The 18,044-nt window shown below is 67.5% G+C and carries 16 protein-coding genes; 8 read left to right on the top strand and 8 right to left on the bottom strand.

Annotation, left to right across the window (positions count from 1 at the left end; all coding sequences use genetic code 11):
• Nucleotides 1-283: 283 nt before the first annotated feature.
• Nucleotides 284-1,828 (top strand): aldehyde dehydrogenase family protein, encoded by a 1,545-nt coding sequence (locus tag ACFVWG_RS07640; protein ID WP_391542355.1) that lies wholly within the window; start codon nt 284-286, stop codon nt 1,826-1,828.
• Entirely contained in the window at nt 1,825-2,982 is a 1,158-nt protein-coding gene (locus ACFVWG_RS07645; RefSeq protein ID WP_391542356.1) for an NAD(P)/FAD-dependent oxidoreductase, read from the top strand. The genes ACFVWG_RS07640 and ACFVWG_RS07645 overlap by 4 nt, the downstream gene beginning before the upstream one ends.
• Before the next feature lie 1,000 nt (nt 2,983-3,982).
• Here the strand turns inward: ACFVWG_RS07645 and ACFVWG_RS07650 are convergent.
• Nucleotides 3,983-4,633, bottom strand: coding sequence for a hypothetical protein (locus ACFVWG_RS07650; protein ID WP_391542357.1), 651 nt, complete (start codon nt 4,631-4,633; stop codon nt 3,983-3,985).
• Nucleotides 4,634-4,827: 194 nt separating this feature from the next.
• On the opposite strand from ACFVWG_RS07650, the gene ACFVWG_RS07655 reads away from it, so the two are divergent.
• The gene (locus ACFVWG_RS07655) at nt 4,828-5,874 is read left to right on the top strand and encodes an ABC transporter substrate-binding protein (protein ID WP_391542358.1); all 1,047 of its coding nucleotides are present in this window, start codon (nt 4,828-4,830) and stop codon (nt 5,872-5,874) included.
• Here ACFVWG_RS07655 and ACFVWG_RS07660 read toward each other — a convergent pair.
• Both ACFVWG_RS07660 and ACFVWG_RS07665 read right to left on the bottom strand, forming a co-directional pair.
• Complete coding sequence (locus tag ACFVWG_RS07660) at nt 5,865-7,196, bottom strand: aromatic amino acid lyase (protein ID WP_391542359.1); 1,332 nt, start codon at nt 7,194-7,196, stop codon at nt 5,865-5,867. The two genes, ACFVWG_RS07655 and ACFVWG_RS07660, sit on opposite strands and share 10 nt — an antisense overlap.
• 1 nt (nt 7,197) lies before the next feature.
• Nucleotides 7,198-8,211 (bottom strand): ornithine cyclodeaminase family protein, encoded by a 1,014-nt coding sequence (locus ACFVWG_RS07665; protein ID WP_391542360.1) that lies wholly within the window; start codon nt 8,209-8,211, stop codon nt 7,198-7,200.
• Between the two features lie 64 nt (nt 8,212-8,275).
• Between ACFVWG_RS07665 and ACFVWG_RS07670 the strand changes: the two genes are divergently transcribed.
• Nucleotides 8,276-8,974: a hypothetical protein gene (locus ACFVWG_RS07670; protein ID WP_391542361.1), complete on the top strand. Its 699-nt coding sequence runs from the start codon at nt 8,276-8,278 to the stop codon at nt 8,972-8,974.
• 1 nt (nt 8,975) lies between these two features.
• Here the strand turns inward: ACFVWG_RS07670 and ACFVWG_RS07675 are convergent, their stop codons facing one another.
• Genes ACFVWG_RS07675 through ACFVWG_RS07685 form a run of 3 tightly spaced genes read right to left on the bottom strand, consistent with a single transcriptional unit; the run spans nt 8,976 to nt 10,491 of the window.
• Nucleotides 8,976-9,353 (bottom strand): pilus assembly protein CpaE, encoded by a 378-nt coding sequence (locus ACFVWG_RS07675; protein ID WP_391542362.1) that lies wholly within the window; start codon nt 9,351-9,353, stop codon nt 8,976-8,978.
• Between the two features lie 11 nt (nt 9,354-9,364).
• Nucleotides 9,365-9,742, bottom strand: coding sequence for a hypothetical protein (locus ACFVWG_RS07680; protein WP_391542363.1), 378 nt, complete (start codon nt 9,740-9,742; stop codon nt 9,365-9,367).
• A gap of 29 nt (nt 9,743-9,771) precedes the next feature.
• Entirely contained in the window at nt 9,772-10,491 is a 720-nt protein-coding gene (locus tag ACFVWG_RS07685) for a M15 family metallopeptidase (protein ID WP_391542364.1), read from the bottom strand.
• A gap of 173 nt (nt 10,492-10,664) precedes the next feature.
• Here ACFVWG_RS07685 and ACFVWG_RS07690 point away from each other — a divergent pair, with 173 nt between their 5' ends.
• Together ACFVWG_RS07690 and ACFVWG_RS07695 are read left to right on the top strand one after the other, a co-directional pair.
• Nucleotides 10,665-12,014, top strand: coding sequence for a sensor histidine kinase (locus tag ACFVWG_RS07690; protein WP_391542365.1), 1,350 nt, complete (start codon nt 10,665-10,667; stop codon nt 12,012-12,014).
• Entirely contained in the window at nt 12,011-12,748 is a 738-nt protein-coding gene (locus ACFVWG_RS07695) for a response regulator (protein WP_391542684.1), read from the top strand. The genes ACFVWG_RS07690 and ACFVWG_RS07695 overlap by 4 nt, the downstream gene beginning before the upstream one ends.
• Nucleotides 12,749-12,934: 186 nt before the next feature.
• On the opposite strand, the gene ACFVWG_RS07700 is transcribed toward ACFVWG_RS07695, so the two are convergent.
• Together ACFVWG_RS07700 and ACFVWG_RS07705 are read right to left on the bottom strand one after the other, a co-directional pair.
• On the bottom strand, nt 12,935-15,694 hold the full coding sequence (locus ACFVWG_RS07700; RefSeq protein ID WP_391542366.1) for a hypothetical protein: 2,760 nt from the start codon (nt 15,692-15,694) through the stop codon (nt 12,935-12,937).
• 57 nt (nt 15,695-15,751) lie between these two features.
• Nucleotides 15,752-16,096, bottom strand: a complete 345-nt coding sequence (locus ACFVWG_RS07705; RefSeq protein WP_391542367.1) for an MmcQ/YjbR family DNA-binding protein — start codon at nt 16,094-16,096, stop codon at nt 15,752-15,754.
• A gap of 64 nt (nt 16,097-16,160) precedes the next feature.
• Here ACFVWG_RS07705 and ACFVWG_RS07710 point away from each other — a divergent pair, with 64 nt between their 5' ends.
• Complete coding sequence (locus ACFVWG_RS07710; RefSeq protein WP_391542368.1) at nt 16,161-17,192, top strand: alpha/beta hydrolase; 1,032 nt, start codon at nt 16,161-16,163, stop codon at nt 17,190-17,192.
• 93 nt (nt 17,193-17,285) lie between these two features.
• Nucleotides 17,286-18,032, top strand: coding sequence for an esterase family protein (locus ACFVWG_RS07715; RefSeq protein ID WP_391542369.1), 747 nt, complete (start codon nt 17,286-17,288; stop codon nt 18,030-18,032).
• Nucleotides 18,033-18,044: the final 12 nt, after the last annotated feature.

The raw sequence follows: 18,044 nt of genomic DNA on the forward strand, positions 1-18,044 counted from the left end.
GGGTTCCCCCACCAGCTTGCGGGTTCTGCACTCGCATGCGGGTCCATAACCCACCACCCCATGGGTTAACCCCCCAAACGCACCCCCGCCCACCGCCAGCTCATGGGTTCCCCCACCAGCTTGTGGGTTCTGCACCCACATGGGTCCATAACCCACAACCCGATGGGTTAACCCATCAGACGCGCGTCCACTTGATGAGATGACCCACCAAATGCGGGTTGGGGTGGCGAGGGAGGGCGTGGTGGGTGAGGGTGGGGGTGTTCATCGAGCTGAGGGGATTCGGATGGGTGTCGACGTAGTGTCCGTGGTGGCCGGCGAACGGGTTGCGGAGGCGGTACGTCGTACCGAGTCGACGAACCCGGCGCAGTTGAGCGACGTCGTCGGGACGGTGGGCAGCGCGGGCCCGGACGTGTTCGTGCGGGCGGCCGAGGCGGCTCGGGCTGCGCAGGGCGCGTGGGCGGCGACGCCGGCACCGCAGCGCGGTCAGGTGATCGCGAACGTCGGCCGGCTGATGACCGCCAACAAGGAGCGGCTGGCCGCGCTCGTCACCCGAGAGATCGGCAAGCCGATCGCCGAAGCGCGAGGCGAGGTCCAGGAGATCATCGACACCTGCGACTTCTTCATCGGCGAAGGTCGCCGGCTGTACGGGCAGACCGTTCCGTCGGAGATGCCGGACAAGCAGCTCTTCACCTTCCGCCGCCCGATCGGCACGGTCGCGATCATCACCGCCGGCAACTTCCCGGTCGCCGTACCGTCCTGGTACATCGTCCCAGCGCTCCTCTGCGGCAACACAGTCGTCTGGAAGCCCGCGGAGTACTCGGCAGTGATGTCCGACGCGTTCTACGAACTGTTCGCGCACGCCGGCGTACCGGCTGGGGTCTTCAACGTCGTGTACGCCGATGGTCCGGACACGTTCGCGGGGTTGGAGCAGTCGCTGCAGGCCGGTCTGATCGACAAGGTCGGCTTCACTGGATCGAGCGCAGTGGGCACGCAGATTGGCGAGCTGTGCGGACGCCACCTGCAGACGCCGTGCCTGGAGCTCGGCGGCAAGAACCCGATGGTGATCAGCGCGAGTGCCGATCTCGACCTCGCCGTTGAAGGCGCCCTGTTCTCCGGCTTCGGTACGGCGGGACAACGCTGTACGTCGCTTGGCACGGTGATCGTGCACGAGTCGATCCACGACGCCTTCGTGGAGCGGTTCACCGCTGCGGTCGCCGGTGCAGCGATGGGCGATCCGACACAGGACGTGCTGTTCGGCCCGTTACTGGACGAGAAGTTCGCGGCCGGATTCGAGAAGACGCTGGGCTGGATCGCGGCCCACCACACGGTGATCGGCGCGACCGGCCGGGTCGGCGCGGACAACCCGCGCGAAGGATTCGTGGGCGAGCCCGCGGCCGGGCTGTTCTACCACCCGGTGATCGTCGACGGGGTGCGCTCCGACGACGAGCTGTTCCTGAACGAGACCTTCGGTCCGATCGTCGGCATCACGACGTACTCGACCTTGCCCGAAGCAATTGCCTTGGGCAACAAGCCTGGCTACGGGCTGTCGAGCTCGATCTACACCACCGATCCGAACGAGGCGTTCCGGTTCGCACAAGGCATCTCGGCCGGCATGGTCAGCGTCAACAACTCGACCTCGGGCGCCGAAGCGCACCTACCCTTCGGCGGGAATGGCAAGTCAGGCAACGGTTCCCGGCAGAGCGGGATCTGGGTGCTCGATCAGTTCACCCGCTGGCAGTCGATGAACTGGGACTACTCCGGCAAGCTGCAGAAGGCTCAAATGGACACCGAGACCGTCGAGGCCGATCTGGACTTCTTGTTGCCATGAGCGGAGTACTGCCGGAGGCCGCCGACGTGGTGATCGTCGGCGGCGGGGTGATGGGGACGAGCATCGCGTTCCACCTGGCCGAGGCCGGGGTCGAACGCGTACTGCTGCTGGAGCGAAACGCACTCGGTTCCGGTTCGACCTCGAAGGCAGCCGGCGGCGTACGGGCGAACTTCTCCGACGACCTGAACATCGCCCTCGGCGCGCGCAGCCTCGAGGCGTTCGCCAACTTCGCGCAACGGCCCGGGCAGGAGATCGACCTGCACCGGGTCGGCTACCTGTTCCTGCTGGAGAACGACGACCAGCTCGAGCTCTTCCGCGAGAGCACGATCCGCCAACGCGCCGTCGGCCTACCGACCCGGATGATCGGCGTCGACGAGACCCTGTCACTCGCACCGATCCTCGCCCCCGACGGCCTGGCCGGCGCTTGCTTCTCCCCAGCAGACGGGCACTGTACGCCGGAGTCCGTCGTACTGGGGTATGCCACCGCCGCCCGCCGTCTCGGCGCCACCCTGATCACCGGTTGCGGCGTCGTCGGTATCGATGCCGTCGGCAACAACATCACCACGGTCCGAACCAGCCTGGGCACCGTCCGCACCAGCACAGTGATCTGCGCCGCCGGCGCCTGGTCGGCCGACCTCGCGGCCCCGCTCGGCCTCAACCTGCCCGTCACCCCACTGCGCCGCCAGATCGTGGTCACCGAGGCGATCCCCAACCTCCCGCCCACGCTGCCGATGACGATCGACTTCACCAGCACCTTCTACTTCCACCGCGAAGGCCCCGGCCTCCTCGTCGGCATGTCCGACCCCGACGAACTTCCCGGCTTCCACCTCGACCGCACCGACGCCTGGCTCCCCCGCCTCACCACCGCAATGGAACGCCGAGCCCCGGCACTCCTCGACGTCGGCCTCACCGGCGGCTGGGCCGGCCTCTACGAGGTAACCCCCGACCATGACGCCCTCATCGGCGAAGCCGACCACCTGACCCGCTTCCTCTACGCCACCGGCTTCTCCGGCCACGGCTTCCTCCAACGCCCCGCCGTCGGCGAAATCATCCGAGACCTCTACCTGGACCGACGCCCCTTCGTCGACGTCACCCCCATGAACGCTCGCCGCTTCGCCACGGACCACCTAAGAACCGAACAAAACGTCGTCTGACCCACCGGCGAAATTTCGGCTGTTGTGACGTAGGTGTGGGTGGCTCGCGCGTTGTCGGACCGGCGGGTTGCCGTCCAATCGCAGGGTGTCGGGCGACGTCATCGGCGAGCGGGGGGAATGCGTCGTCGACTGAACGCACCGTGCTGCTGGACATCGATTGCTGGCGGCAATCTCCTTCCACTCGACATCGGACCACTGGTCCTGCACACCGACTGAACCCACCGTGCTCGCCGGGGCCGGAGGATGCGGAGGGGGAGGGTGTGGGGTGGCGGGGCGGACCGCCAGCACCGTCTAACTCTGCGCGGCTCGGACAGTTCACGCTCAGCATCACCCGCACGAGCAGCCGCACGAGAGGTTAGACGGTGGCACAGGTCCGGCATCCCGCGCGCCGGACACAGCCCCGGGGGTGCGCACCCCCCGCGGGGGCCGTGAACAAGCTATGCCTTGTTCACAGCCCCCGTTTCCTGTCCACACCCCCAACAACTACAAGCACATCACCTACCGCCAACGGTGAAACAGCGCCCAGCTAACCCGCCAGCCCACCACCCACGAATGGGTCAGAAGAGCCGAAATTTCAACGGATAACCCCGCAAAGCGCCCCTTCTCCCCTCGAAATTCAAGGGGAGAACCAGCACCTTCAGCGGATATCCGTCCAAATGCTCAGCGGGCACGAACGCCTCGGCCGGCGTGGGGTTGCCCGCTCAGTTGGGGGGTTGCCCGTCGAGATTTTCAGGGGGCAACCCTCTAGCTCAGGGGATATCCACCGAGTTGGAGGGTTGTACGACGAGGCGAGGCGAGGCGTGGGCGGGAGGCCCGTCCTGATCCCCGCACCCGACGGATCACACGCAAGTCGGCGACCGAGTGTGGCCACCGGAGTGGTTACCCCCTCAGGTGGAGGGTTGCCCGTCGAGATTTTCAGGGGGCAACCCTCCAGTTCAGGGGATATCCACCGAGTTGGAGGGTTGCGGGGCGCGCGAAGGCGCGGGGTGGGGCGGTCCGGCTAGTTGGGGGTGGGGTTGTTGCGGGGGTCGTCTGAGGGGCTGTTCCAGTTGTCGGGGTCGCACCACTCGGCCGGCCAGCCGCGCTGGACGCAGTACTGGCGGAGGGCCTCTTCTTCGGTGGAGGGCTTGGTGGTGGTGGGGCGCGACGGCTTGACCGTCGTGGTGGTTTTGGTGGGCGTCGGCTTCGGCTGCGAGCTCGTCCGGGTCGGCGTGGGCCGGCGGGTGGGCTCGGCGGTTGCGCCGAGCGGCGTCGGCGTCGGCGTCGGCTTGCGCGCGGAGGGCGTGACGGTCGGCAACTTCGACGGTACGACGGGAGTCCGCGAGGCCGACGGGGTTGTCGAGGCGTCGTCGCCGGCGATGTGGGCAGCGGTGTCCTCACTACCACCGCCGAACAGTCCAACCGCGGACAACGCCCAGAAGACGATGCCCAACGTCAGGACCAAGGCACCGGCTCCGGCAATCACCGTGCGCTGCGAAGGTCCGGCGTACAGGCCGATCGGACCACGGACCGGCTCACCCTTGCCGTCGACCCAGAACTGCCAGTCGTCAGGGGCCTCGGGCCAGGAGGGGTCGGGGCGCCAGGTCTTCGGCGGAACCCAACTTCGGCGGGGCGGCGTCGGCCAGTCCGGTGGGACCACGAACCGCTTCAACGACTTCCTCCATATCGGCCGCACGCGCGTAGGCTACTGGATACAACCAGTGGCCTGATACCCCCTCGGGGTTAGCTTTACGAAGAGAACGACACAGCAGGGCCGCAAGCTACTTACGACTCCGCGGCAGTCGGCGTGTCGCGCTGGCTTCTTCCCGCTCAGCGCATCCCGCCAGGTCAGGTTAGGCTAACCTTATGAAGCTGCCTCGCTCCCGAGCCGCCGCGGCCGTCGTTCTCACCCTGCTCGGCCTCGGTACCGGTCTCACCGCGTGCGGTCAGGACGAGGCCCCGAAGACGACCGCCGGCGACAGCGGTACGGCGGGTTTCCCGGTGACGATCGATCACCTCTTCGGCTCCACCACGATCAAGGCGAAGCCGCAGCGCGTGGTGGCGATCGGCGGCGGTGACATGGAGGCCGCGATCTCGCTCGGCGTGGTCCCGGTCGGCGGCGCGGACTGGTTCGGCGACACCGAGATGCGCGGCTGGGTGAAGTCGGCGCTCGGCGACCAGCCGGCCCCGAAGCTGCTGAAGTCGTTCGAGCCGAAGTTCGAGGAGATCGCCGCCCTCCAGCCGGACCTGATTCTTTACGTGAACACGATCAACGACAAGAAAGAGTTCGAGACCTTCACCGCGATCGCGCCGACGATCGCTGCCCCGGCCGGGACCAAGAACGTGTACGGCGTGAAGTGGCAGGACCAGGTCGCCGAGATCGCCAAGGCCACCGGTACGGCGACCGAGGGCCGCGAGGTGATCAAGCAGACCGAGACGCTGCTCACCGACGCCGCCAAAGCGAACCCGGAGTTCGCGGGCAAGACCATCACCGCCGGCGTCTACACGAACGCGGTCTTGAACGCCTGGCTGCCGTCCGACCCGCGGATGCACCTGCTCACCTCGCTCGGCTTCAAGACGAACCCGCAGGTCGACGCGATGGAGAACGGCGACTTCTACGTCGCGATCCCGGCCGAGCAGACCACCAAGGCCCAGGCCGACGTGATCTACCTGGCCGCTCTCGACGCCGCCGGGAAGCTCGACCCCGGACTCGAGAAGAGCAAGCTGTACAACGCCCTTCCGGCAGTCCAGGGCAAGCACGTCGCCTACTTCGGCGGTGCGCCAGTGATCAACACCCCGACGCCGAGCGGCGAGTTATCCAGCGCGTTCTCGATCGGCGGTCCGCTCGGCATCAAGTACGTCCTCCCGATCCTGATCCCCCAGTTGCAGAAGGCCATCGCCGGTCAGGGCTGAAGCACGGTCTCCAGCAGCCGGGTCAGGTCTTCCCCGAACGGTCGATCAGCAACGATCGGCGGTACGACGGCCGCTACCGCCTGCAGGCTGACCGGGAGCGGCCGCTTCGCCAGCAGATGGGCCTGATAGACGGCCAGGAGTTCGCAGGCGGTGACCTCGCGGGTCAGGCGGAGAGCCTCCGCGAGGTTGCCGACCGCCTCCCACGAGAAGCTCTGCACATCCTCTTGCCCGTTCGACGTCTCCGCCGTACCGATTGCCGTCGGCAACGTCAGCCGCCGCAACCGATGCGTAGTCGCCACCGCCCGCTTGTGCACCGCCACCAACCCAGCCTGCGGTCCCGGCTCCTGCGCCAATTGAGCTGGCAACCCCGTCACCGCCGGGTCCAGCAACCGATGCAGCCGCGCCGCCGAAACCTCCGCCGCATGCGCCAAGGCCACCACCAGTTGATCGCAGTACGCCGTCAGATCAATCCCGTGGAACCCGGCCGTCCCCACAAACTCGCCACCCAAGTACGCCGGTGAGTCCGTCACCCCATCGAACGCCCGCCCGACAGCCGCATCCAGATCGCCGATCGACCGCCGTACATGGGCAATCACCTGACCAGCCACCCGGAACGAAACCGGCGCCTGCAAACTCCGCGGCTCAACCTCCGGCCCCGCCAGCTCCAACAACCGAGCCAGCTCCCCAGCCAGTACGTCGTCCCCGCGTCCCGCCAGCGGCTGGTACGGCGCTCTGTTGGCCCCGATGACCGCGATCGCGCCCGCGGCAACAGCACTCAGGTGGTCTGCGAGCCGTCGAGCGCGCGCAACCTGAAGAGCCGCGCGGCCTGTTGCTCCGGGAATGCCTGCCAGCAACGCGATCCCCTCCTTCGGCCCAGGCTCAAACCCTGCGAACGCATGAGCCAGCGGGATGATCTCGCCGGCCGAACCTGCACCCTCCAAGGGGATCTGCGGCAGCTGACCACTGTTGATCAAGGCAACCAATTGCTGGATCAGCTCGACCGACACCCCCGAGTCACCGTTCAGGAAGGTTCGGAGCCGACCGAGCAGCACCGCACGAGCCTCGTCAGCCGGCAACCACGGCGGCCCACCCACGGCACGCCCCAGCAACAGATTGCGCTGGTGAACAGCCTGCTCGGACGAGGTCAACCGCACCTTGCTCATCGCACCCATGCCGGTGTTGACGCCGTACACGGGCTCACCACCCGAAAGCGCAGCGAGGACTTCAGCGCGGATTGCAGCCAATCCATCCAACAAGGGCCGACCGATCTCGATCGGCTCAGCACTGCTCGGATCGACGTCCGACGCCTGGTTGATCAGCATGTCAGTGGAACCGCAGCATCGTGCCGACGTCAGCCGCTTCGGCCTTCTGCAGGATCAGATACGCGATCGCCACATCCAGCAACGACAACCCCCGATGCCAGAACAAGTTGCGTTCGGCATCATCCGTGCGCCCGGGCTTCTGACCCGAAACGATCTGCCCCAACTCGGCGTACAGAGTCGACGGCGACAACCGGCCCGTGTCCACATGCCGCCGCAGGGCACCGAACGACCCCGACTGCGCCTCCCGCCAGTCGTCCACCACGACCTTGTCCATCACATCCAGCAGATCCAGCTCCACCGCGCTAACCGTCCCGTACGGCACCACGAACGCCCCCGGCTTCACCGCAGCCGTCCGCAGCAACGGCTCCGGCTCCATCAACCGGGTAGCCTCCACCAGCACATCGGCACCGTCAAAAGCCTCCTCCGCCGTAGCAACCACCCGCACCGGCGTCGACAGCTCTTCCGAGAGCTCAGCGGCGAACTTCTCCCGCGACTCCGGCCGCCGCGACGTCACCCGAATCTCGTCCAGATCAAAGAGGTCATCAAGCATCGTCACGTTCCACCACGCGGTCCCGCGTGCACCGGCATGCGCCAGGATCTTGCTGTCCCGCCGAGCCAAATACCGCGCCCCGACCGTCGTCATCGCCCCAGTCCGAGCCGCCGTAATGAACGTCGCATCCAACACAGCCAGCGGTACGCCGGTAGTCGGGTCGAACAGGGTCGCCATCGCCAGCTCACTCGGCAACCCACGCTCATAGTTCGGCACGAAGTCCCCGACGACCTTCACCCCACTGACCCCATGTGGACCCAGCCCGTCCAAGTGCCCGCGCAGCACATTGAAATGACCGATCCCGCCGTTCGACGGCATCAGGTGCACCCGCGGTTCGAACGAGGTCCGGCCGAGACCGTGCTCGCGAACCGCTCCCTCGACCGCGTCCACGATCTCGGTCCGGGTCAGCCCCAGCGAATCGATCTCGGGGCCGCTCAGGAAGCGCAGCCAGATGCCCTCGGTCACCAAGTCTCCTTCGGTCGTCGTCCTTCGATACTAAAGTTCCGCCCACAAACGCTAATTTCGAAGCATGCAGAGCAAGACGGTGATCGGGCACTCCGTCACAGACAAAGTCGTCCTGTACGGCGGTCTGCCGCTGGCGGGCGCGGTTCTCGGATTCTTCCTGCCCCGGATCGCGGACTGGGCGAGCCGGCAGAAGTGGGTTCCGTTCCAGGGACCGCTGGAGCTGGTCGCCCGCTGGGACGGCTGGTGGGTCGTCGTGGTGTGCATCGTGGTCGGCCTGCTCGGCGGCCTGCTGCTCGCAGCGATGGCGCTTGACGACACACTCAAGGTGACGATCACCAACGACTCGGTGGAGTTCCTGAAGAACGAGAAGACCGTCACCGTCCCGCGGACCAAGGTTGCGGCCGCGTTCCTGGACGGCAAGGAGATCGTCCTGCTGGACGCCACCACCCGCGAGCTCGCGCGGGAGAAGCACGACCAGTTGAGGAGCGACGCCCAGAAGATCCCGCAGGCGTTCCGCGCGCACGGTTATCCGTGGTCGGATGCCGGTGATCCACACGCGGACCGGTTCCGGCGCTGGGTCGAGGACGAACCCGAGCTGCCGCCGGGAGCGAACGCCGTACTGAAGGCTCGGGCGAAGAGCTTCGGTGACGGCGACAAGGGCAAGGCCGACCTGCGCGAGCTTCGCGACGAGGTGGCCAAACTCGGCTACACCGTGAAGGACAAGGACAAGAAGCAGTACTGGCGCCCGAACACCCTGCGGTGACTCAGGCGTCCAGAAGATGCAGTACGGCGTTCGCGTACGCCTGCTCGGCATCCGGCGAACTGTGCGTAGAGCCGGTCAACTCCACGGTGTAACCCGCCTCCAGCCGAACGAAGTGTGAGCCCAGCAGAGCGCGGAGCTGCTCCTCACGAGGGAGCCAGATCACCTCGCGTTGCTCAATGCTGTCCAGCGCCCACTCCGTGGTGCCGTTGAAGCCGATCACCTTGCTGCCCTGGTAGTCGTGCACCTCGACGGTCATGTCGCTCACCACGAACACGTCGTCGTCCATCTCCCGGTCCGGTACGACGAACCGGTCGCCGGCCGCGGGTGTCCACAGGACACCCGCCTTACGTAACCGTGCTGCCTGCTCCAGGGTGATCACACATTCCAGTGTTACCGCTCCAGCGCTGTACGCAACTCGGCGGCCCGGTGCGCGATCCGGTCCCGGCACTCGGTGGTGAGCGGCAGGTCGAGCAGTGCGGTCGCCTGCAGGTGTGTCAGCGCCAACTCCTGGCGCAGACGCCGTACGGCGGTCTCCCGGTCTCCCGCAGCCCCCAGCACCGCGGCGACCTCGTCCCGGCGCTCGAAAGCAGCCAGTACGCCGTCGTAGATCTCCAACTGCGTGTACGCCGACCGGTCCGGCTCCGGCACGATCTTCTCGCCTCCTGTGGCGGCTGCACTCGAACGGACCACCTGCCGCCACAGAGCGGGAACGGTGAGCCGGGCGCGGGTGTAGCGCGTCGGCATCGGCTGTGCGTAGGTCATCGTCATGATCTGCTCCTGGCGGTGGTGAGGGTGGACTATTTGTGGGCCGTCGAGCTGGCTTCGCGCGGCGGGCACTTGGTTCCTGGCGTCGTCAGTGCTTCGAAGTGCCAGGGTTCGTTGTCGTAGCGGCGGCAGACGCCGTAGCGCCAGCCGTTCTTGTCCAGCCACTGCATGGCGGCGGCCGGCTTGATGTCGACGGCCTTGCCCTGCACGTGCGCGGACTTGGAAGGCGGCAGCACCCAGCGAGTCGCCTCGCGGTACGAGCCGTACTTCTTGATCGCTTCATTCAGCAGCCGCTGCTGCTTGGCGGCACTCCGCCGGCCCGAGTTGATCCGGATCGTGACGCCGTCGGCGCGGGCCGCGACCATCGCTTTCTTCAGGCGGGTGCGCAGCTTCGGCGACAGGCCGTTGATGCTCTCCTCGCCGTACTCCGCCTTCGGCGCCGTCGTCGGTTTCGGCTTCGGGCTGGTCGTGGGCCTGGGCTTGGGTTTCGGGCTCTGCGAAGGCGTGGGCGTGGGCGTCGGAGTGGGCGTGATCTTGACCTTGACGGTGGCGCTCGGCGGGCCGGCGACCGCTGGGGCGTTCTGCCCCGAGATCACCGGTTCCTTGTCGGCGGTCGGCGAGAAGAACTCGCCCAGCTGCGCGTGCCAGATCAGCACCGAGCCGATCACTGTCACCATCACGGCGAGCCCAGTCACGGACAGCAACCGCGACCGCACGGTACGGCGTGGCCGCTGCGGTAGCTGTTCGGTCATGGGTACAGCCTCTCGGATTGCCATCGGTGTCACATCGGTCCCAGGGACCGTCCTCCCGGGCCGCCAGTAGGCCCTGAGTATCAGTTCGGACGTTCGGACTCGTCCGAAAGTTGGAGACTTTCCGTCCGCTGTGACGAAGCGTTACTCAGAGTCGGATGACTACGCTGGGCGACATGACCGCATGGCGACGCCTGTCGCAGCTCCAGCAGGACCTGTTGGTGGCTGCCGTCGTCGCCATCATCTGGTTCGTCGGGCTCGGTGTGATCGACGACAGCTGGCTGCGCCCGCGGAACCCGATGGTCTCCGCGGTCACCGGCGTCTTCCTGATCGCCACCATCGCCTTCGGCCGCCGCCGCCCGCGGACGACGCTGATCGCGGTCTCCCTCCTTTATCCGTTCGTGTACGCCGCGGTCGGTACCGGACTCGCCGCCCAGCTCGGGCTCACGATGTTCGGCCAGCCCGAGATCGCCGACGCGGCTCTGCAGTCCGAGATCCACCTGGTCCCGCTGCTGGTCGCCGGATACATCGCCGCCTCGAACGGCGTACGGCGTCTGGTCAGCGGCTTCTTCGCGATGGGCAGCCTCGCCGGGCTGATGATCGGTCTGCCGACCGTGGTCGCGGTCGTACTCGGCCATTCGAACCGCGCGATCATGTACGGCAAGCGATACGAGAACCTGCCGAGCGATCTGCAGAGCCTGTACAGCTACATCAACGTGTCGCTGTTCGTCTTTGCCGAGGCCCTGATCTGCGGCATGGTCCTGCTCGGCGCCGATGCGCGCCGGCGCCGCAAGAGCGTCGCGGTCCTCGAGCAGCGCAACGCCGAGCTGGTCCGCCTGCGTGCGGTCGAGGCGGAGCGGGCCGCGGTCGCCGAGCGCACCCGGATCGCCCGCGACCTGCACGACGTCATCTCGCACCACGTCAGCGCGGTCGTGATCCGCGCCCAGGCCGCCGATCGCGTCGCGGACCAGCGGCCCGAGGTCCTGCGCGAGGCGATCCGCTGGATCATTGCCAGCGGCAAGGAAGCGTTGACCGCGATGCGGGAGACAGTCCGAGTGCTCAACGCGTCGCCAGGCGCCGAGCCGACAGATTCCGGCGGCGGTACGGCGCCAGTCCCCGACCTGGAGGACGTGGCCCGGATGGGTGAGCGGCTCAAGGCGGTCGGGATCGATGTCGCCATGTTCCTGCCGACCCGGCAGCAGCAGCTCACCACGGCCACCGATCTGACCGCCGTACGGATCATTCAGGAGGCTTTGACCAACGTCATGGTGCACGCGAAGGCCACCGCGGCTCGGGTGACCTGGCAGAGTAGTCCGCAGGGCGAACTCCTCACCATCGACGACAACGGCAGCGGTGGCCCACCACCGGTGAACGTGCTGGAGACCGCCCGGCGAAGCGAGAGCGGCCGTGGGAACGGGCTGATCGGGATGCGCGAACGGGCCACAGCGGTCGGCGGCACACTGGCCGTCGCGGCGGGCCCCTTGGGTGGATGGAGAGTGCAGGCATGGCTGCCGCCGCAGAACTGAGTGACCAGATCCGGATCCTGGTGGCTGACGACCAGGGCGTGATCCGGATGGGCCTGGCGATGATCCTCGACCATGAGCCGGACCTGGTCACGGTCGCGCAGGCCGGCGACGGCGCGGAGGCGCTGCGGATGATCGACCAGTTCGACCCTGACGTCGTACTGATGGACATCCGGATGCCGGTGATGGACGGTCTGGTCGCGACCGAGCGCATCACCACGGCGAACAAGGCCGCCGGGCGGTCGAAACCCGCCGTACTGGTGCTGACGACGTTCGACGACGAGGCCTATGTACTGAGTGCAGTGCGGGCTGGGGCGTCGGGATTCCTGCTCAAGGACACCGATCCGGACCTGCTGGTCGCAGCCGTCCGAGCCGTGCACCGCGGCGACTCACTGGTCGACCCAGCGTCGACACGCGTCCTGCTGGAGCGATGTGTCGAGCTGGAACGGCAAGTCGGCGGTACGGCGTCCTCCGCGCCCGCCCAGCCGGATGCGCGCTGGGCGGGGTTGCTCAGCCAGTTGAGCGAGCGTGAGCGGGAGATCCTGGTCTGGATGGCCCGCGGGCTGTCGAACCGCGACCTGGCCAGCAAGCTGTTCGTCAGCGAGACCACGGTGAAGACCCATGTCAGCAGCGTGCTGTCCAAGCTCGGGTTGTCCAGCCGAGTCCAGGCCGTCGTCGTCGCCTACGAGGCCGGTGTGGTCCGGCCCGGTGAGGCGGAAGTGCGCTGGGATGCTTAGCTTTTAGAGGAGCAGCCAAGCGGCCGTGGCGCCCACGGCGAGCAGTAGTACGACGGTCAGAATCTGGCTGAGCGCTGACGCCCTGCGGCGTTCAGGTAGAAAGTCCCCGGTCATACCTTCAAGGATGCTTGGCGAATCGCTCCCACCCATCGGCCGCCAGGATGGTCTTTCGGTCATCCTGAAGGACTAGTCGACCGGGCACCAGCTCGGCGATTCGGACCGCTGGCCGCAGACGATCGTTGCCTTCGGCACTGGTCCGCCGCGCTGGAAGGTGACGATCGCGACCGGTTTGTTCACCGGCACCCGGCGCGCGATGCTGCCGCCGAAGTCGATCGGTCCACTCACCCCTTGGTACCCGCGCTTGGCGCCGTCCGCGTCGGTGATCGACTGCAGCGCCGACCAGACCGTCCCGCCGTTCACCGCGATGCTGTCCCGCCGCAGGTAGCTGGTCGCCAGCACGATCGCGTACGCCGCGTCGTAGCTGAGCGCCGCGTGCCCGTCCAGGCTGCGGCCGCGATCGGTCTTCTCGTACGGGAACAGCTCCTGCAGCCGCACGTAGAAGTCGGCCGACTGTGGCGACGCGTTCTGCAGCAGGTCGGGAGCCAGTGCGAGCGCCAGGTACTGGAACGGGATCGACTGGTTCAGGCCGCTGACCCCGCGATCGGCGACGTACTTGGTCGTGTCGTCGCCACCGATGATGTACGGCGGCCTGTTCCGGCAGCGATCCTGGATCCCGCCGAGGAACGCCTGGAAGTCGACCTGACCACGACCGGCGAAGAACACGACCTCGCCTTGGTGATCGCAGGCCTCCCGACCGGCAGCGGCCGGATCGACAGCCCCACCCTGGGAGCTGTAGGAGGACGAGGTGCCGGGGACTCCCACGGCCGCGAACGCCTGCACCACGTCCTTGGCCAGGTTCTGGCTGTAGGTGTCGGCCGGGTCGTCGGACTTGTACACGGTGAGCTTGGGTTTCAGCGCATGGCCGAAGGGATCCTTGCCGGTTGCGAGCTGGTTCCGGACGTGGGCCGCGACGACGGCCGCCTCCCGCCGGTTCTGCGGGCTGATCTGCAGGTACATCCGGCTGACGTCGACCATCTGGTCGGCGGTCAGGGTTGCCGCGACGGTCGGAAGCCCGACGGCGGCGAGCTTGCGGATCATGTCCTGCGTCGATTGGCGGCTCTCGACCATGCCAACCACTGCCACGACCGACGGATCCTTCTGGGCCAAGGCGCCGAGCTGAGCCGCCACGCGATCGGCGTGGCGGTACCGCGGCCCGGCGTTGGCGATCAGCACCCGCAGGATCGGCTCATAGCGCTGCGCCGGCTTCCCGAGCTGGACAGCCTGCGCGACAGCCAGACCGGCCAACTGCTCACGCTCTGCGGTGAAGCCGCCCGGACTCGACGACCCGTCGCTCGCCGAGGTCAGGGAGGCCAGCGTGATCACCGGCCGCTCCGGCTCCAGCTTGCTCAGCTCGGCAGCCTTCCGGTTCTGCTCGAGAATCTTGGCCCCCACCGGACCGAACGAGTCGCTCGGGTACAGCAACGAGTTCGTCCCGTCGGTCAGCCCGACACAGTCGCCGTCCACCTTGGCCACCGAGCTGTCCACTGCCTCGAAGAACAGCCATCGGAACCCGTCGCCACCACAATGCCGCCGATCATCCAGTACGCCGAAGCCGCCGTACGCCGCTGCCAGTACGGCGAGCACCGTCCCGATGATCAACCACCCACCGGTACGCCGCCGCCACCACGGACCGATCACTCGCTGGAAGCGGACCTCACGCTCGGCCTCGGTCGTCACGGCCGCCGGCCGGTTCTTCAGACTGAGTTTGCGGGCAGCCGCGACCTGACTCGCACCGATCGGGAAGGTCAGCAGCCAGGCACCGATCCAGCGCTGCAGACTCTCCTGCAGGTGCCGGGCCCGCCAGGCGGCCACACTCTCGTCGACCTTGGCCTCGCCGGGCTCCAACGCCAGCGGCGGGACCTTCCGGCCGATCGTCACCAGCAGCAGCGGGTCGAAGCGCATGGTGTCGTTGCGAACCTCGGCCACCATCCGGACCAGCAGGTAACCGCCGTTGGTCCGGCTGATGGGACCGACCAGCAGGATCGGGTGCGTCGCCCGGTGCTTGTGGATCCACTCGACCCGGCGGAACCCGGCCCGCAGATCCTCCAGGAACGCGTTCACCAGCAGTCCGGCGAATCGCTCGGGGTCCTGCTCCGGCCGCTTGTCCCGGGTGATCCGCCGAGCCAGCTCGAACAGGTTGTCGTCGCCGCGGGCCAGATAGGGCTGGGTGCGCAGCCAGCGATACCCCCCGGACAGCACCGGCACCCGTCCACTGTTCCGCAGCCAGAAGAACGTCGGCAGCAACCACAGCGTCAGCACCTGCAGCCAGCCCGGCAGCTGGAGCTGGATGCGGGCCCACACGCCGTCGCCGTCGCCGACACCGCCAACCGCTCGCCGGTACAGAGCCCGCCGTACCTGCTTGGCTTCGGTGAAGGACTCGCCCATCAGCCAGCGGACCAGGTCGTACCGCGGGAAGTCGTAACCGCCGGACCGGTTGTCCTTCAGACCTGCGGTCGCACGGTCGAGCAGGCTGACCAGCTCGTCGACCTCCTCGGTCGACACCGGCTTGAGCTCGGCGTCCGGGCCGTCCGTCGGCGATTTGTCCTCAAGACCGACGACGAAGTGCGGTACCTGCAGCTCGGGCGACTGCGCTCCCTCAGGGCGCAGCCGGTCGGACAGCATCCGCAGTACGACCGGGCTGGCCGGCTGTCCGTGCCGTGCGGGCTTCTCCAGGTCGAGCGGCTCCTGGACACACGCGAAGATCGGGAGTGCTTCATCGCGCTCGTGCCGCAGGCTGTGGTCGAACCGATTGAGGCTGCGCCTCCGGTACACCTCAGCCAGGCACTCGGCCAGCTGGCTGAACCCCAGCGGCACCCTCTCGGCCATGCACTCCCCCAGATCCTCACGGTCGAGGGGACAACCTACCCATTCCGCTGCACTCCGTCACAGGTTTGCCAAGAACTCCTCACGCACCCTTTTCGGTACACACAGCGCCCACGCGTCGATGACGAGCTCGCGGAGTTCGTCGTACTCGAGGGCTTCCAGCCGTACGACGATCCACTGGTACCGCTCGTCGGACTTGCTCGGCGGGAGGAACTTGTCCGGCTCCGCCGCCAGCGCGGCCGCCCGTTCCTCGCGCGGGAACCCGATCCCGATCGTCTGCTCGTCCGGCGCCACCGCCAGGTACACGATCCGGCCGACGCGGAACTTGATCCGGTCCCGGACCAGCACCTCGTAGCTGCGCGGCAGGTCGGCTGTCGCTGCCCGAATGTCCGTGAGATCGACCACCTCCCCACGATAAGCCGCTATGACTGACAGGTGATGTCAGTGTTTCTGCCAGTACCGTGTGCGGATGCCTGATGTTGTGAGCGCTGTCGAAGGAGCTGAGGTGGTGTTCCGCCTCAGCGATCCGGCGCATGCGCTCACGGGCGTGCGGCTGTGGCAGGAGCTGGGACTCGCGGCAGAGCTGCTGGAGTTCAAGCCGGTCGACTACGGCTGGGAGCTGCGGCTGGCTCGACCGTCGGTGCACCGAATGGAGTACCTGTTCGACATCGCCGACGAGGGGATGCGGACCGACCCGACCAACCCGCGGGTGGTCGGGGGCGCGTTCGGTGAGCACTCGTGGCTGCCGCTGCCGGGGTATGTCGAGCCGGCCTGGGTCAGCGTTGAGCCGGTGGCGTCCACGCTGACCCCAGTGACGGTGGAGTCGCCGGTCGGGCCCATCGACGTACAGGTGTGGGCTCCGGATGGGATCACGCCTGCGTTCGAGCTGCCGTTGCTGCTGTCGCACGACGGGCCCGAGTTCGCCATGTACGCCGGTCTGACGCACTACGCCGGCGCCATGGTCGCGTCGGCGGAGCTCCCGCCGTTCCGGCTCGCCCTGATCCGGCCGACCACCCGCAACCTCTGGTACGCCGCCAATCCGCAGTACGCCGAGGCTCTGACGCAACTGGTGCTCCCGGCGCTGGCGACGCAGTACAAGAGCCGTCAGCCGGTGCTCATGGGTGCGAGCCTAGGAGCACTGGCTGCCCTGTACGCCGAGTGGCACCACCCCGGCACGTTTGAGGGGCTGTTCCTGCAGTCGGGGTCCTTCTTCACGCCAGATACGGACCCGCAGGAGTCCCGGTTCGAGTTCTACGCCGAGGTGACCAGCTTCGTCCGTGAGGTGCTGGCGGCTACCGCTGCACCGAGCGCACCGGCTGTCTCGATGACGGCGGGTGCCACCGAGGAGAACGTGCACAACAACCGGGTGATGGCCGCGCACCTGGCCGAGCTGGGACTCCCTGTCGAGTTCGACGAGACACCGGACATGCACAACTTCACCGCCTGGCGTGACGTCCTCGATCCGGACCTGACGGGACTGCTGAACCGCATCTGGTCCTAGCCCTCGTTTGTTGCCGGGACGCGCTAAGACGAGGCATGCGAGGTAAAGACATGGCATGGTGGCTCGCGGGACACTACTGCGGGGGTGAGGCGTGTGGAGCGTGAGCAGGTCGAGTTGGATGCTCCGGGACTTGACCGGCGCGGGACCCTGATCCGCTACGGGCACTACGGCCGGCCGGTGCTGGTGTTCCCGAGTGAGCAGGGTCGCGCCTGGGACTACGAGAACAACGGCATGGTCGACGCGGTCGCCGATCTGATCGAGGCCGGCCGGGTCAAGCTGTACTGCGTCGACTCGTTCGACGACCTCAGTTGGTCCGATCGCAGCATCCCGCTCGAGGAGCGCGCCCGGCGGCACGGCGGCTACGAGTCCTGGATCCTGGACCAGGTGGTCCCCGCGATCGGTGCGGACTCACCTGGCACCGCCGACATCATCACCACCGGTTGCAGTCTCGGCGCCTTCCACGCGCTGAACTTCGCGTTCAAACGAGCCGACCTCTTCCCGGTCGCGATCTGCCAGTCCGGCAACTACGACGCCGCCAGCTGGCACGCCTGGGGGGAGCGCGGCGAGGCGACGTACTTCAACAACCCGGCCGACTACCTACCGAACCTCGAAGGCGACCACCTGGACTGGCTGCGCCGCCGGCTCTTCCTGGTGCTCACCGTCGGTCAGGGCGACTGGGAGACGCACCCGACCGGTTCGTTGCCGTCGGCCCGCGCGATCGACGGCGTACTGACCGCCAAAGGCATCCCGCATGAGCTCGACCAGTGGGGGTACGACGTAGCGCACGACTGGCCGTGGTGGCGCAAACAGATCGCCCACCACCTGCCCCGATTCGTCTGACCTGTTCGTCTG

The organism is Kribbella sp. NPDC058245 (assembly GCF_042882005.1).
Taxonomy (GTDB): domain Bacteria; phylum Actinomycetota; class Actinomycetes; order Propionibacteriales; family Kribbellaceae; genus Kribbella.

Bases quoted from the DNA above. Each gene is read 5' to 3' on its own strand.
- ACFVWG_RS07660 (WP_391542359.1), bottom strand. From the start codon at position 7,196: ATGCTGATCAACCAGGCGTCGGACGTCGATCCGAGCAGTGCTGAGCCG.
- ACFVWG_RS07690 (WP_391542365.1), top strand. From the start codon at position 10,665: ATGACCGCATGGCGACGCCTGTCGCAGCTCCAGCAGGACCTGTTGGTG.
- ACFVWG_RS07680 (WP_391542363.1), bottom strand. From the start codon at position 9,742: ATGACGATGACCTACGCACAGCCGATGCCGACGCGCTACACCCGCGCC.
- ACFVWG_RS07700 (WP_391542366.1), bottom strand. From the start codon at position 15,694: ATGGCCGAGAGGGTGCCGCTGGGGTTCAGCCAGCTGGCCGAGTGCCTG.
- ACFVWG_RS07670 (WP_391542361.1), top strand. From the start codon at position 8,276: ATGCAGAGCAAGACGGTGATCGGGCACTCCGTCACAGACAAAGTCGTC.
- ACFVWG_RS07645 (WP_391542356.1), top strand. From the start codon at position 1,825: ATGAGCGGAGTACTGCCGGAGGCCGCCGACGTGGTGATCGTCGGCGGC.
- ACFVWG_RS07640 (WP_391542355.1), top strand. From the start codon at position 284: ATGGGTGTCGACGTAGTGTCCGTGGTGGCCGGCGAACGGGTTGCGGAG.
- ACFVWG_RS07655 (WP_391542358.1), top strand. From the start codon at position 4,828: ATGAAGCTGCCTCGCTCCCGAGCCGCCGCGGCCGTCGTTCTCACCCTG.
- ACFVWG_RS07685 (WP_391542364.1), bottom strand. From the start codon at position 10,491: ATGACCGAACAGCTACCGCAGCGGCCACGCCGTACCGTGCGGTCGCGG.
- ACFVWG_RS07710 (WP_391542368.1), top strand. From the start codon at position 16,161: ATGCCTGATGTTGTGAGCGCTGTCGAAGGAGCTGAGGTGGTGTTCCGC.